The organism is bacterium (assembly GCA_018830565.1).
GTDB lineage: Bacteria > UBA9089 > JAHJRX01 > JAHJRX01 > JAHJRX01 > JAHJRX01.
Genome location: JAHJRX010000056.1, coordinates 50,246 through 64,027 on the forward strand (window position 1 = coordinate 50,246; position 13,782 = coordinate 64,027).

The following is a 13,782-nucleotide window of genomic DNA, read 5'->3' on the forward strand; positions in this document are numbered from 1 at the left end:
ATAAATGAGTATTCAAGATATTTTAGAAAAAGTAAAAGAATATCATCCCTTAGCTGATCTAAGATTAGTAGAAAAAGCTTACTTATTTGCTGAGCTTGCCCATCGAGGAACAAAAAGAGCTTCAGGTGAACCTTTTATTATCCATCCGGTATGTGTGGCTGAAATCTTAACTGATTTAAAGTTAGATCTTTATTCTATTGTCTGTGGACTTCTTCATGATACCTTAGAAGATACCAAGGTTACTCTTAAAGACCTAAAAGTAACTTTTGGTGAGGTAATAGCCGAATTAGTAGAAGGGGTTTCTCATCTTAAAAAGATTACCGATCAAAGCCATGAAGAAAGAAAAATTGAAAATCTAAGGAAGCTATTATTAGCTACGGCTAAAGATATTAGAGTAATCTTAGTTAAATTAGCTGATAGATTACATAACATTAGAACTTTAGAATACTTAGAAAGGGAAAGACAATTAAAAGTAGCTCATGAAACTTTAGAAATATATGCTCCTTTGGCTAATAGATTAGGCATGGGAAAGATAAAATGGGAATTAGAAGATTTATCCTTTCGTTGTTTAGAGCCAGAAATTTATGATCAAACAATAAAAAGATTAGATCAATCTCAAGAAGAACGAGAAAGATACATAGAAAATATAAAAAAAGTTTTAGATCAGGAATTAAAGAAGGCTGAAATAAAAGCAGAGATTACGGGACGACCAAAACATATTTATAGTATCTGCCAGAAAATAAAGGCTCAAAATATAGAGATGAATAAGATTTATGATTTACAAGCTTTTAGAATAATTACGGAGAGTATTAAAGATTGTTATGCTATCTTAGGGATTGCTCATACTCTTTTTAAACCTATTTCTCACAGATTTAAAGACTTTATAGCTATACCTAAATCAAATATGTATCAATCCATTCATACTTCAGTTATAGGACCAGAGGGTAGATTAATGGAGATTCAGATAAGAACCTGGGAGATGAATAAGATTACAGAAGAAGGTATTGCTGCCCATTGGATGTATAAAGAAAAATTGAAGATAGACAAGGAGTTTAATAAAAAGATTAGTTGGTTACAAGATTTAATAGAGATTCAAGAAACACTAAAAAGTCCTAAAGAGTTTATGGAAAATTTAAAGATGGAGCTCTTCTTTGATGAAGTATTTGTTTTTACTCCTAAAGGAGAAGTAAGATCTTTACTCAAAGGTTCTACGCCGATTGACTTTGCTTATTTAGTTCATACTGATATTGGACATACTTGTATTGGAGCTAAGATAAATAACCAGATAGTACCTTTAAGCTATCAACTAAATAGCGGTGATATTATTCACATTATGACTTCCTCTAAGCAAAGGCCCCGTAGAGACTGGTTAAAAATAGTTAAAACTCCCAAAGCTAAAAGTTGTATTAGGCATTGGTTCAAAGAAAGAGAGAAGGAAGTCGAAAAAAAAGAAACTGTAAAAACAACGCCAAAGAAAGAAATTTCTAAAGAAAAATTAGGAATTTCCAAAAAGAAAGAAGAAATTAAATCTAACGTTATTATTCCTGAAATTGAAGGAGAAGTAGAAACTTACTTTGCTAAATGTTGTAATCCTATCCCGGGGGACGAAATTACAGGTTATATTACCCAAGGACGAGGTGTTTCTATTCACCGAACTACTTGCCATAGTATTATGGCAAGTAAATTTTCAAAGGAACATTTTATCAAAGTAAAATGGTTGGTAAAAGATGGAAGTACCTTTGAAATCTCCCTTTTCATTTTAGCTTACAATCGAGAAGGATTATTAGCGGATATCTTAAATATTGTTCATGAAAGTTCCACTGTTGTTAATGAAGCTTATGCTAAGCACACCAGTAAAGGCATGGCCACAGGAAAATTAGTTATGATGATTAAAAATGTTAATCATTTAAGGGAGATAACAGAGAGGATAGAAAAAGTTTCTAATGTTATAAAAGTTTATCGGTAAGATTACCTAATGAAAATTAGTTGGCAAAAATTTTAGATAGACTAGAGCCTAACAGTTTTTTCATCATGAGAATTGCTAACACAGGGCTTATTTTTTCTTGACCTCAAAACTTAAATATGATAGTTTTTAATAAAACTTAAGTTTAAAGGAGGGGACCTTGCCTTTAGAAGAGATATATGCCACTAGTAAAGACCACATGAAGAAGGCTATTGAGGCAACTAAACATGAATTTACCAGCATTAGGACAGGAAAAGCCTCATCATCTTTATTGGATCATATCAAGGTGGAATACTTTGGAAATTTGATGCCCATAAACCAAGTAGCTACAGTTAATGTTCCAGAGCCTCGGTTAATTATTATTCAACCGTGGGATAGGTCTACCCTGGATAGCATTTCTAAAGCTATTTTTAAGTCAAATTTAAGTCTTACCCCCACAAATGATGGTCATTTAATTCGCATTACTATTCCTCCTCTAACTTCTGAAAGAAGAGATGAATTAGATAAGGTAGTTAAAAAGAAAGCAGAAGAAGGAAGAATAGCGATTAGAAATATTCGACGAGAAGCCATCCATCAAATAAAAAATCTAAAAGATAAAAAAGAAGTTTCAGATGATGAAGCTAAAAAAGCCGAGGATGAAATTCAAAAGATAACTGATGAAACTATTAAAGAAATTGATAAAATCTTATCTCTAAAAGAAAAAGAAATTTTAGAATTTTAAGGTTATTTAAGAGTAAAAGCAAAAGAGAATGAGATTAATGGGTAATAGGTAACACCTATTACCCATTAATTTTTGAATAAAACTTTTAAATATAGTAGTTATTAACGAAAACCAGCCATAGGAAATAATACCGAGCAATAAAAGATAAACTTGTTGGTACTCAATTAATTTGCTCTATGTCAAATTTTCATTAATAAGTGCTATAAAACTTCAGGTATCAGCAATCAACTGGAAGAAGAGATAATATCTATCAGTTTTTAGTTGATTTTATGAGCTAACTACTAATCTCCTGATAGCTGAACAATTACAAATGGCAAGGCTTAAAAGATGAGGTAAAAAATATCGCTAAGTATGAATGCTAAAGAACTTGATCCTTTAACCGAAGAAGAGTTATTAAGTTTAATCAATAAAGATAAGTTGCCTAAACATATTGCTATTATCATGGACGGTAATGGTCGCTGGGCAAAGAGAAGAAAAAAGCCTCGTTTATTTGGCCATCGAGAAGGAATGAAGACCGTTAAAAAAATGATAAGATTATGTAATCATTTAAAAATAGAGGTCTTATCATTATTTGTCTTTTCTATTGAAAATTGGCTTCGTCCGCCAAAAGAAGTAAATGGTTTAATGATTTTATTAATGGAGTTTTTAAAAAGAGAGATTAAAGAACTCCACAAAGGTGATGTAAGGATAAAAGCAATGGGACGATTAGGCCAGCTTCCTATGAAAGTCCAAAAAGAGATAAATTCTGCTTTAAATTTAACTAAGGATAATCAAGGATTAATCTTAAATGTAGCTTTAAATTATAGCGGTCGTGTAGATATTATTGAGGGTATTAAAAACTTGTTAAAGGATCATCAAGAAAATTTATTAGAGATAGAAAAAAAACTAAACGAAGAATACTTTAGTCAGTATTTATATTCCAAAATGTTACCTGACCCTGACCTGCTAATTAGGACCAGTGGAGAATTTAGGATAAGTAATTTTATGCTTTGGCAGATTGCTTATACTGAAATTTGGATTACTGATGTTCTTTGGCCGGATTTTCAAGATAAAGATTTACTAAAAGCTATAATAAGTTTTCAAAATCGAAGACGTAGATTTGGAGGACTAAAAGAATAAATGCTTCTAAAAAGAATTACGGTTAGTTTAATATTTATTCCTATCTTACTTTATACTATATTTTTTAAATACGATTTCTTATTTTATCTTTTGATTCAAGGTATCATTATTTTAGGAATGTTAGAATTTTACAATTTTTCTAAAATAAAAAAGATAAAATCTCAGAATTATTTAGGTATTTTGGGAGGAATATTTTTAGCTTTAAGCTTTTATATCTTTTCAGAAATTAATTTAATCATCTTAGTTGCTTCGATAACTTTTTTTGCCATATCCTTAAATGGCTTGCTAAAAAAAGAGGTTGAAGGGGCTATCTTAAGCGTAGCGGTAACTATTTTAGGAATAATTTATATCAGCTGGAACTTATCTTTTCTTTTCTGGCTTAAGAAGTTATCTCAGGGAAAGGAATATTTACTTCTTTTATTTATGATTACTTGGATGAGTGAAGTATTTGCTTATGGATTTGGAACTTTTCTGGGTAAGCACAAGTTATCTTTACGTATTAGTCCTAATAAAACCATCGAAGGTTTTATAGCTGGAATAATAGGAAGCGTTGCCTTTTCGCTGGTTACTAAATCCTTTTTTCTTAAGGATGTATCCTTTCTTAATATAATTATAATAGGAATAGCCTTAGGAATATGGGGTCAGTTAGGTGATTTGGTAGAATCTTTTTTTAAGAGAGATGCGAATTTAAAGGATTCTGGCAGCACTATTCCTGGACATGGAGGTATTTTAGATATATTTGATGGGGTTATTTTCAACGCGCCCTTCCTTTACGGCTATCTTTATCTAACTACCATATGAATGTTGATCTTTGATCTTGTTAAAGAGTAAGAAAACGTTCCGGTATCAGCTTGCGGCTAGCAATTTTATTAGGAATAAGTCCATTAAGGCAAGAATTACCAAAGTAAGAAAGAATTTATAGTCTTGAGGGTGAAGCTGGTTGGTGAAAAGATTATCAATCTTAGGTTCGACGGGCTCTATAGGCAGAAGTACTTTAAAAGTAGTTGATAATTTACCTTCACAATTTAAGGTTTATGGACTGACTACTTTTCAAAACATTGAGCTTTTAGAAGAACAAATAAAGAAATACCAGCCTAAAGCAGTGGCGGTAACAAGTAAAGAAAAAGCAAATCTTTTAAGAAAGAAGTTAGGTAAAATCTCCCAGGTAGAAATTTACGAAGGTCTGGCTGGAGTCTGTGAAGTAGCTTCTCTCAAAGAAGTTAACTTAGTAATTTCAGGTATAGCTGGGTCAATAGGCTTAATGCCTACTTTAGAAGCCATTAAATGTAATAAAGATATAGCTTTAGCCAATAAAGAAGTCTTAGTAATGGCTGGTAAGATTGTCATGAATTTAGTTAGACAACACCAGGTAAACTTACTACCATTGGATAGCGAGCATAGTGCTATCTTTCAATGCTTAATGGGACAAAAGATAGAAGAGGTAAAAAGATTAATCTTAACAGCTTCAGGAGGTCCTTTTAGAAAAAAAGATAAAAATTTCTTTGATCGAATTACTCCTTTTCAAGCCTTAAATCATCCTCGGTGGAAAATGGGAAAGAAGATATCTGTCGATTCAGCAACTTTGATGAATAAAGGATTAGAAGTTATTGAGGCTACTCATTTGTTTAATATGCCCGCTTCTAAAATTTCGGTCTTAATTCATCCTCAATCCATAATTCACTCTTTAGTTGAATTTATAGATGGAACAGTTTTAGCTCAATTAGGTATTCCTGATATGCAAATTCCTATTGCTTTTGCTTTAACTTATCCTAAAAGATATAAGACTAACTTGCCCGATTTAAACTTAACTCAAGTCAAAGAACTTACCTTCTTTGAGCCAGACTTTGAAAAATTTCCAGCCTTGAAGCTTTGTTTAGAAGTAGCCAAGATTGGAGGAAGTCTTCCTTGTGTCTTAAATGCTGCCAATGAGGTTTGGGTGGAAGAATTTTTAAACCACAAGATTAGTTTTAAAGAAATACCTAAAGTTATTGAGAAAGTTTTGTCTTTTCATCAAACGATAGAAAATCCTGATCTTGACGAGATACTAAAGACTGATCAATGGGCAAGAGAAAAGACGGCTGAAATAATTAAAAAACTAAAGGAGAGATAATGTGATTATTACTATATTAGCTACTTTACTTACATTAGGTCTAGTCATCTTTTTTCATGAATTAGGCCATTTTATTATGGCTAAAAAGGTGGGTGTAAAGGTCGAAAAATTTTCTATAGGGTTTGGGCCAAAACTTTTAGGATTTAACTATAATGGCACTCAATATCTCATTTCAGCTATCCCTTTAGGTGGATATGTAAAAATGAAAGGAGAAGAAAGGAGTGAAGAACTTACGGGCGAAGTGGATGAATTTTATTCTCGACCAGTAGGAGATCGAGCTAAAATTGTCTTCTTTGGACCACTTTTGAACTTTATCTTAGCTTTCTTATTCTTTATCATGGTCTTTATGATTGGTCTGCCTGTTCTTAAACTAGACAATAAAGTTGGCTTAGTAGAAAAAGGCAGTTTAGCTTGGAAAGAAGGGGTTCAAAAAGGGGATGTTATCACCCAGGTAAATGGCAAAAAAGTAGAAGAGTGGGAAGATGCAGAAGAAGCTTTCTTGAAAGGAAGTTTAAAAGGAAAAATTGTCATAGAAGTAGTCAGGGAAGATAAACTATTAAAAAAAGTATTGATTATTTCAGAAGAAGATCAAAGTAAGTTCTTAGGCATCCATCCTTTTATCCCTCCGGTGGTTGGAAAATTAGAAAAAGGATCTCCAGCTTTAAAAGCTAAAATGGAAGAAGGAGATGAGATCTTAAAGATTAATGAGAAAGATATTAGTTGTTGGAGTGAAATGTCTGAAATTATTCATCATTCAAAACCTACTCCCCTAAAAATCTTAGTTAAAAGAAAAGATCAAGAAATTTTATTTAAAATTACTCCTATCCTTAAGGAGATTCAAGGAAAAGAAGGAGTAATTCAGGTAGGGGCGATTGGGATTTCTCCTAAGACCAAGATTCAAAGGTATGGACCAATAGACTCTATTAAAAAAGCATTTACCCAACTTGTTATTTCTATTCAGTATGTCTTCTTTGTTTTATGGAAATTAATTAGTGGAGGAATTTCTGTAAAATACTTAGCTGGTCCCTTAGGTATTGCTCAAATAGCAGGCCAACAAGCTCAAGGTGGTCTAATGAGCTTGTTATTCTTTATTGCTTTTTTAAGTGTTAATTTAGGGGTCTTAAATCTCCTTCCTATTCCAGCTTTAGATGGAGGGCATCTCTTATTTTTTGCTCTGGAAAAACTCCGCGGTAAGGCTCTTAGTGGAAAGACTCAAGAAATAACTTCTCAAGTGGGATTTAGTATCTTAATTGCTCTTATTTTATTTGTCACTTTTAATGATATCTTGAGAGTAGTTAAGTAAGTGAAGCGAAGAATTTCTAAAAAGATTAAAGTAGGAAGCCTTATTATTGGAGGTGGTTTTCCTATTGTTGTTCAGTCTATGACTAAGACGGACACTAAGGATTTAAAGAAAACAATTGATCAAATTAAAGAATTAGAAGAGGCTGGTTGTGAGATAGTAAGGGTTGCTTTGGTAGATAAAGAAGCAGCTTTAAATATTTCTAAGATCAAGAAAGAGATTGAGATTCCATTAGTAGGGGATGTTCACTTTAATAGTGAAATTGCAGAAATTGCCCTAAAAGAAGGAGTAGATAAGCTTCGTTTAAATCCAGGCAATATAAGAGATGGCTATAAATTAAAGAAAGTCATTAATTTAGCTAAAGAATTAAAGACTCCTATTAGAATTGGAGTTAATGCTGGTTCTATGCCCAAAAAGGATAAACTTCTTACGGCTAAAAACTTAGTGAAGTTAGCCTTGGAATATGTATCTTTTTTTGAGGATTTAGGTTTTTTTGAAATAGTGATTTCTTTAAAAGCTAATGATATTTATACAACCGTGGAAGCTTATCAATTAATGGCCAAAAAAGTAAGTTATCCTTTTCACGTAGGCATTACCGAAGCTGGTATTTCAAATTATGGTCTTATTAAGTCAGCGGTAGGATCTGGTATCTTAGCTTTTTTAGGATTAGCTGATACTATTCGGGTTTCTCTTACTTCTACCCCTACTGAAGAAGTAAGAACGGCTTATCAAATCTTAAAAGCACTTTCACTTAGAGATTATGGTCCAGAGATCATATCTTGTCCTACCTGCGGCCGGTGTAAAGTTAGCTTAATTCCTATGGTGGAAAACCTTGATAGGAGTTTACAAAAAAATTATTCTTATTTAAGATCTAAGATTAAAGGCTCTTTTAAAATTGCCGTGATGGGTTGTGAAGTAAATGGGCCTGGGGAAGCGAGGATGGCCGATATAGGCATAGCTTGTGGAAAAAAAGTAGCTTTATTATTTAAAAAAGGAGAAATAATTAAGAAGATTTCACCGGAGAAGATAGTAGAAGTTTTGTTAAAGGAAATAAATAAGATGGTGGAAGATAATGGCGAATAGATAAAAATGAGCAATGAACCCATAGGTATCTTTGATTCTGGACTGGGAGGGTTAACAGTATTATCTGAAATAACTAAGATCCTTCCTAAAGAAGATCTTATATATTTTGGAGATACCGCTAGAACTCCTTATGGTTCTAAGTCAAAAGATACCATTATTAAGTATTCCTTAGAGATCTCCAAATTTCTACTTAATCAAGGAGTAAAAACTTTAGTAGTAGCTTGCCATACAGCTACTTCTTATGCCTTAGATACCCTCCAAGAAAGATATCAAATTCCTATTATTGGGGTGGTAGAACAAGGAGCAAAAGAGGCGGTTAATGCTACTAAGAATGGGAGAATTGGTGTCATTGGCACAGAAGGGACAATTAGTAATAATCTTTACGCTAAGATTATTAAACTCTTAAATAGTGAGGTTCAAATAATTAGCCAGCCTTGTCCTTTGTTTGTTCCTTTAGTAGAAGAAGGTTGGATTGAAACAGAAGTTACTTACTTAATTGCTAAAGAATACCTATCTCCTTTAAAAGAAAACCAGGTAGATACTTTAATCTTAGGTTGCACTCATTATCCTTTAGTTAAAAAAGTTATTCAAGAGGTCATGGGCAATGAAGTAACTTTAATTGATGCTGCTACGGTGGTAGCTAATAAAGTTAAGGATGTTTTAGAAAAGTTAGGCCTTTCTTCGGCTAAGGAAAGTTATGGTCACCTAAGATACTATGTTAGTGATGAACCAGCCAGATTTACTAAAATGGGTGAACGTTTTTTGCATAAAGAAATGCGAATAATTACTCAAGTAGATGTGAGTGGTTACATATAGGAAGGTAAAAACTATGTATGAATTAATGGTAGAAGAATATTTTAGTGCGGCTCATTATTTAAGAGAATATGTAGGTAAATGCAGTAAACTTCATGGGCACAACTGGAAAGTTCAGGTTTTTATTACTACTAATTCTTTAGATAGTCTTGGCATGGTTGTTGATTTTAATAAACTTAAAGGGATCCTTAAAAAGGTTTTAGAGAAATTAGATCATTATTGTTTAAACGACTTGGAAGTCTTTGCTTGGAAAAATCCTACCTCTGAAAATATTGCTGGCTTTATCTTTCATGAAATAGAGAAACAAGAGATGCCAGGTCAAATTAGTAAAGTAGTTATTTGGGAGTCCAATTCCGCTTGCCTAACATATGATAACAAATAATCAGAAACAAGTATGATTACCTTGAGGATTTGTTGATTGTTGGTAATATATTGATTGTTGGTAATATATTGATTGTTGGTAATATAATTATTGTTGGTAATATAATTTTCGCTTGCCTAATATATGATAACAGGTAATTAAGAATAAGAGAAAAAGGAGGGTTAGCAAATAGATCTATGAAAAATAAATTCATCGAAGAAGAAATTATTTATACTGGTGGTCAGTTAAGTTCTAACTGGATTTATAAAAACTTTGATATTTTAGGTGATGCCATCATTGCTTTTTGTGGACCGGCTGAAGTAAAGACAGAAGATTTAATTGATTTACAAGATTTTAAGCAAAATTTATTTATCTATAGTGAAAAGATGCTCCATTTTTTAGTAGAGCATTTTGATATTGATTTAGAGAAAGCTATTTATCGACAACGACTACTGATTTGTATTATCTTTGAGGAATTAAGGAGTAGGGCTAATAAAGGGATCAAAATTGAAAGAATAGGTGATGATATCTTTGTCAATAATAAAAAACTTACCGTTTCTATTGCTACTAACACCTTAGTTTCTACTTTAATCCATGCAGGAATTAATATTATTAACGAAGGCACCCCTATTCCTACTGAAGGATTAAATAATTTAAAGATTGAGATAAAAGAGTTTGCTCTTAAAGTTTTATCTCGGTATGGTGATGAAGTTGAGGAGATTAATCTGGCTCGCTGTAAGGTAGCTGGTAGGTAATAGAAATTATTCTTCAAATTCATAAAAAGGAGTTTATCTTGATGATGGAAAAAGATAATAAAAAAGTTCCCCAAATTTCTATTGAAATTAGTAAAGAATTAGAGAGAGGAATTTATTCAAATGTAGCCAGTATTATTCATTCTCAAGATGAATTCATATTTGATTTTGGAATCCTTATGCCTAATCGCTCCACAATAGTAGTTCAATCTCGAATAATAACTAATCCTTCGCATGCTAAGAAATTTGTGTTAGCTTTACAAGATAATATAAATAAGTATGAAATGAAATTTGGGACTATTAAAACAGAAGACTCTTTTTCTGAGGTTCAGACTACTCAAACTTTAGATAAGATCCATTAATCTTAATCTGGGCTGTAATACCTTGTCTAAGCTGAAAGTTGACTGCTAGATAACTGACGGTTTATTTTAAAAGAGGAGAAGATAAAAATAGTGCGAAATGATGGAAGATCCAACGAAGAAATGAGAAAAATAAAAATTACCAGAAATTATATAAAACATCAAAAAGGCTCGGTTTTAATTGAATTTGGGGGTACAAAAGTAATATGTACGGCCTCTTTAAATGACCGGGTTCCACCTTTCTTGAAAGGTTCAAATGGAGGGTGGATTACAGCTGAATATTCTATGATTCCTTGTTCTGCTCCTATAAGAATACCGAGAGATTCCGTGAAGGGAAGGATAAGTGGTCGGAGTCATGAAATTCAAAGATTAATTGGTCGTTCTTTAAGAGCGGTCTTTAATACTAAAATATTAGGAGAACGAACTATTATTATTGATTGTGATGTTATTCAAGCTGATGGAGGAACTCGAACTGCTTCTATTACTGGGTCTTTTATTGCTCTCTATGATTTAGTCCAAGAGTTAATAAAAGAAAGGATTATTCTTCGAAATCCTATCTTAGCCTTTGTAGCGGCCATTAGTGTGGGCATTGTAAATGGCGAAATACTTTTGGATTTAAACTATGAAGAAGATGTTAATGCTTATGCTGATATGAATGTGGTCATGACCTCAAGTGGTAAATTTATAGAAGTGCAAGGAACAGCTGAAAAAGCTCCTTACTCTGAAGAAGAGTTAATTAAATTGTTAAAATTAGCTGAGAAGGGGATTAGCGAATTAATAGAAGTTCAAAAACAAGCCTTAGGAGATATAATTGATTAAGGAGATTGTCTTAGCTTCAAAGAATCAAGGAAAATTAAAGGAATTAAGAGAAATGGTCTCAGATTCAAAGATAAAGATTCTATCTTTGGATGATTTTCCAGAAATACCTGAAATCATAGAGGATGGAAAAACTTTTAAAGAAAATGCTTTTAAAAAAGCTTCTCAGGTGGCTAACTACACAGATAAAATAGCTCTATCTGATGATTCAGGTTTAGAAGTTTTTGCCTTAGGAGGCTCTCCTGGGGTTGAGTCTGCCCGTTTTGCTAAAAATGACCAAGAGAGAATTGAGAAGCTTTTAAAAATAATGGAAGGAGAGAAAGATAGAAGAGCTAAATTTTGTTGTGTTATTGCCGTAGCTAAACCTAAGGGAGAAGTAAAAGCAGTAGAAGGAGAAATAAAAGGATTTATCTCAGAAAGACCCCAAGGATTTTATGGATTTGGGTATGATCCTATCTTTATTCCAGATGGCTATTACCAAACATTTGCTGAAATGACGGCAAAAGAAAAGAATAAGATCAGCCATCGGGCTAAAGCTTTAGCTAAGGCAAAAGAAGTTTTAAAGGAGATGCAGAGATAAAAACTGTCATGAAAAGATACTGTTTCTTTAAGTGTTGCTATAAAGTGAGATGATAATCTCAAATAGGACATTTTCCTTGACATTTTTTAGTCAAGGTGGTTATAGTGTTAAGATAGTTTTATAAGTTAAGTTTTAATTTAACCCAAAAAATTTTACAAAAGGAGGGTAAGCAATTTAATTGACACAATTTGAAGTATTAATTGTAACTTTAGTTGTAGCTATATGTGCTTTTGTTGGTTATGGATACCGTAAATATTACATAGATAAGCTTAAAATTACCTCAGCTGAAGAGATGGCTAAAAAGATCACTGAAGATGCTCAAAATCAGGCTCAATCATTAAAGAAAGAAGCTATCTTGGGAGCCAGAGAAGAATTACATAAAGAAAGAACAGAATTTGAAAGAGAGAATCGGCTTCAAAGAAATGAACTCCAAAAAATGGAAGCACGGTTTTTGCAAAAAGAGGAAATTTTAGATAAAAAAGTAGTCATATTAGAAAAAAAAGAAAAAGAAATTTTAGAGATAAAAGATAATCTTTTAGAGAAAGAGAAAGAAATTGAGAAAATAAAGCAACAACAAAGAGAAAGGTTAGAAAGAATTTCTGGAATAAATGCCGAAGAAGCTAAAAAAGAATTAATTGCCGAAATGGAAAGTATTGCCAAACACGAAGCCGCTAAGATGATAAAACAAGTTGAAGATGAAGCAAAAGCTGTTGGAGAAAGAAAAGCTAATCATATTATTAGCCAATGTATTGAACGTTGCGCAGCTGAACGAACTATTGAATCAACCGTATCCGTGGTCTCTCTTCCTAATGATGAAATGAAAGGAAGAATTATTGGAAGAGAAGGAAGGAATATTAGAGTTTTAGAAACTCTTACCGGCATTGATTTAATAATTGATGACACTCCTGAAGCTGTTCTTCTTTCTGGTTTTGATCCTATTAAAAGAGAGATTGCGAGAGTTTCTTTAGAGAGATTAATCTTAGATGGTCGTATTCATCCAGCAAGAATAGAAGAGATAGTAGCAAAAGTACAAAAAGAAATGGAAGAAAATGTTCGTCAAGTAGGCGAGCAAACTACTTTTGATTTAGGTATTCATGGCATTGCTCCTGAAATTATTAACTTAATGGGTAAATTAAAATTTCGGACTAGTTATGGCCAAAATGTTCTTCAGCATAGCATAGAAGTTGCTTATTTAGCTACTGTTATGGCTGGGGAACTTCATGCTGATATTCATTTAGTAAAAAGAGCGGGGCTTTTACATGACATTGGAAAAGCATTAGATTCCGAAACAGAAGGTTCCCATGCTAAGATTGGCGCTGATATAGTTCGTAAGTATAATGAATCAGCGGCAATTGTTTGCGCTATTGCTGCTCATCATAATGAAGAAGAAGCTAAAACTATTGAGGCTATTTTAATTCAAGCTGCCGATGCTATTTCTGCGGCAAGACCTGGTGTTCGCCGTGAAGCACTGGAAAGTTATATTAAAAGATTAAATAAGTTAGAGGCCGTAGCCTTGTCATTTCCCAAGATAGAAAAAGCTTACGCTATTCAAGCGGGAAGGGAAGTGAGAGTTATTCTTAAAAGCGAGGAAACAGATGATGCGGAGACTTTTTTAATTGCCAAGGATGTGGCTCGAAAGATAGAGAGTGAGCTTGAATATCCTGGTCAGATAAAAGTAACTATGATTCGAGAAACCAGAGTAGTCGAATATGCCAAGTAAAATTGGGAGCAATAATTGAAAGTTTTGTTTATTGGAGATGTAGTAGGAGAGTGTGGTCGTAAAACTATTGCTACTTATCTTCCTA

14 protein-coding genes are annotated in these 13,782 nt (G+C 32.7%); all 14 read left to right on the forward strand.

Going from position 1 to position 13,782, the window contains the following annotated elements; all coding sequences use genetic code 11:
* The first annotated feature begins 4 nt into the window (after window positions 1–4).
* The 14 genes from KJ849_05510 (at window position 5) to rny (ending at window position 13,697) form a co-directional block, all read left to right on the forward strand.
* Entirely contained in the window at window positions 5–1,966 is a 1,962-nt protein-coding gene (locus tag KJ849_05510) for a bifunctional (p)ppGpp synthetase/guanosine-3',5'-bis(diphosphate) 3'-pyrophosphohydrolase (protein MBU2600011.1), read from the forward strand.
* 196 nt (window positions 1,967–2,162) lie between these two features.
* Window positions 2,163–2,684, forward strand: coding sequence for a ribosome recycling factor (frr, locus tag KJ849_05515; GenBank protein MBU2600012.1), 522 nt, complete (start codon window positions 2,163–2,165; stop codon window positions 2,682–2,684).
* A 351-nt stretch (window positions 2,685–3,035) separates the two neighbouring features.
* The gene (locus KJ849_05520; protein ID MBU2600013.1) at window positions 3,036–3,803 is read left to right on the forward strand and encodes an isoprenyl transferase; all 768 of its coding nucleotides are present in this window, start codon (window positions 3,036–3,038) and stop codon (window positions 3,801–3,803) included.
* Window positions 3,804–4,604 carry a phosphatidate cytidylyltransferase gene (locus tag KJ849_05525; protein ID MBU2600014.1) on the forward strand — a complete coding sequence of 267 codons (801 nt, stop codon included), beginning with the start codon at window positions 3,804–3,806 and terminating at the stop codon, window positions 4,602–4,604.
* Window positions 4,605–4,746: 142 nt separating this feature from the next.
* Window positions 4,747–5,913: a 1-deoxy-D-xylulose-5-phosphate reductoisomerase gene (locus tag KJ849_05530; GenBank protein MBU2600015.1), complete on the forward strand. Its 1,167-nt coding sequence runs from the start codon at window positions 4,747–4,749 to the stop codon at window positions 5,911–5,913.
* Between the two features lies 1 nt (window position 5,914).
* Window positions 5,915–7,216: an RIP metalloprotease RseP gene (gene rseP, locus KJ849_05535; protein MBU2600016.1), complete on the forward strand. Its 1,302-nt coding sequence runs from the start codon at window positions 5,915–5,917 to the stop codon at window positions 7,214–7,216.
* Window positions 7,217–8,296, forward strand: a complete 1,080-nt coding sequence (ispG, locus tag KJ849_05540) for a flavodoxin-dependent (E)-4-hydroxy-3-methylbut-2-enyl-diphosphate synthase (protein ID MBU2600017.1) — start codon at window positions 7,217–7,219, stop codon at window positions 8,294–8,296.
* A 6-nt stretch (window positions 8,297–8,302) separates the two neighbouring features.
* The gene (gene murI / locus KJ849_05545) at window positions 8,303–9,112 is read left to right on the forward strand and encodes a glutamate racemase (protein MBU2600018.1); all 810 of its coding nucleotides are present in this window, start codon (window positions 8,303–8,305) and stop codon (window positions 9,110–9,112) included.
* A 13-nt stretch (window positions 9,113–9,125) separates the two neighbouring features.
* Entirely contained in the window at window positions 9,126–9,491 is a 366-nt protein-coding gene (gene queD / locus KJ849_05550) for a 6-carboxytetrahydropterin synthase QueD (GenBank protein ID MBU2600019.1), read from the forward strand.
* A 176-nt stretch (window positions 9,492–9,667) separates the two neighbouring features.
* The gene (locus KJ849_05555; GenBank protein ID MBU2600020.1) at window positions 9,668–10,225 is read left to right on the forward strand and encodes a DUF366 family protein; all 558 of its coding nucleotides are present in this window, start codon (window positions 9,668–9,670) and stop codon (window positions 10,223–10,225) included.
* Between the two features lie 44 nt (window positions 10,226–10,269).
* Window positions 10,270–10,584 (forward strand): DUF3467 domain-containing protein, encoded by a 315-nt coding sequence (locus KJ849_05560; protein ID MBU2600021.1) that lies wholly within the window; start codon window positions 10,270–10,272, stop codon window positions 10,582–10,584.
* A 90-nt stretch (window positions 10,585–10,674) separates the two neighbouring features.
* Window positions 10,675–11,400 carry a ribonuclease PH gene (gene rph / locus KJ849_05565; GenBank protein ID MBU2600022.1) on the forward strand — a complete coding sequence of 242 codons (726 nt, stop codon included), beginning with the start codon at window positions 10,675–10,677 and terminating at the stop codon, window positions 11,398–11,400.
* Window positions 11,396–11,977: an XTP/dITP diphosphatase gene (locus tag KJ849_05570; protein ID MBU2600023.1), complete on the forward strand. Its 582-nt coding sequence runs from the start codon at window positions 11,396–11,398 to the stop codon at window positions 11,975–11,977. The genes rph and KJ849_05570 overlap by 5 nt, the downstream gene beginning before the upstream one ends.
* 178 nt (window positions 11,978–12,155) lie before the next feature.
* Window positions 12,156–13,697: a ribonuclease Y gene (rny, locus tag KJ849_05575; GenBank protein ID MBU2600024.1), complete on the forward strand. Its 1,542-nt coding sequence runs from the start codon at window positions 12,156–12,158 to the stop codon at window positions 13,695–13,697.
* The last annotated feature ends 85 nt before the right edge of the window (window positions 13,698–13,782 follow it).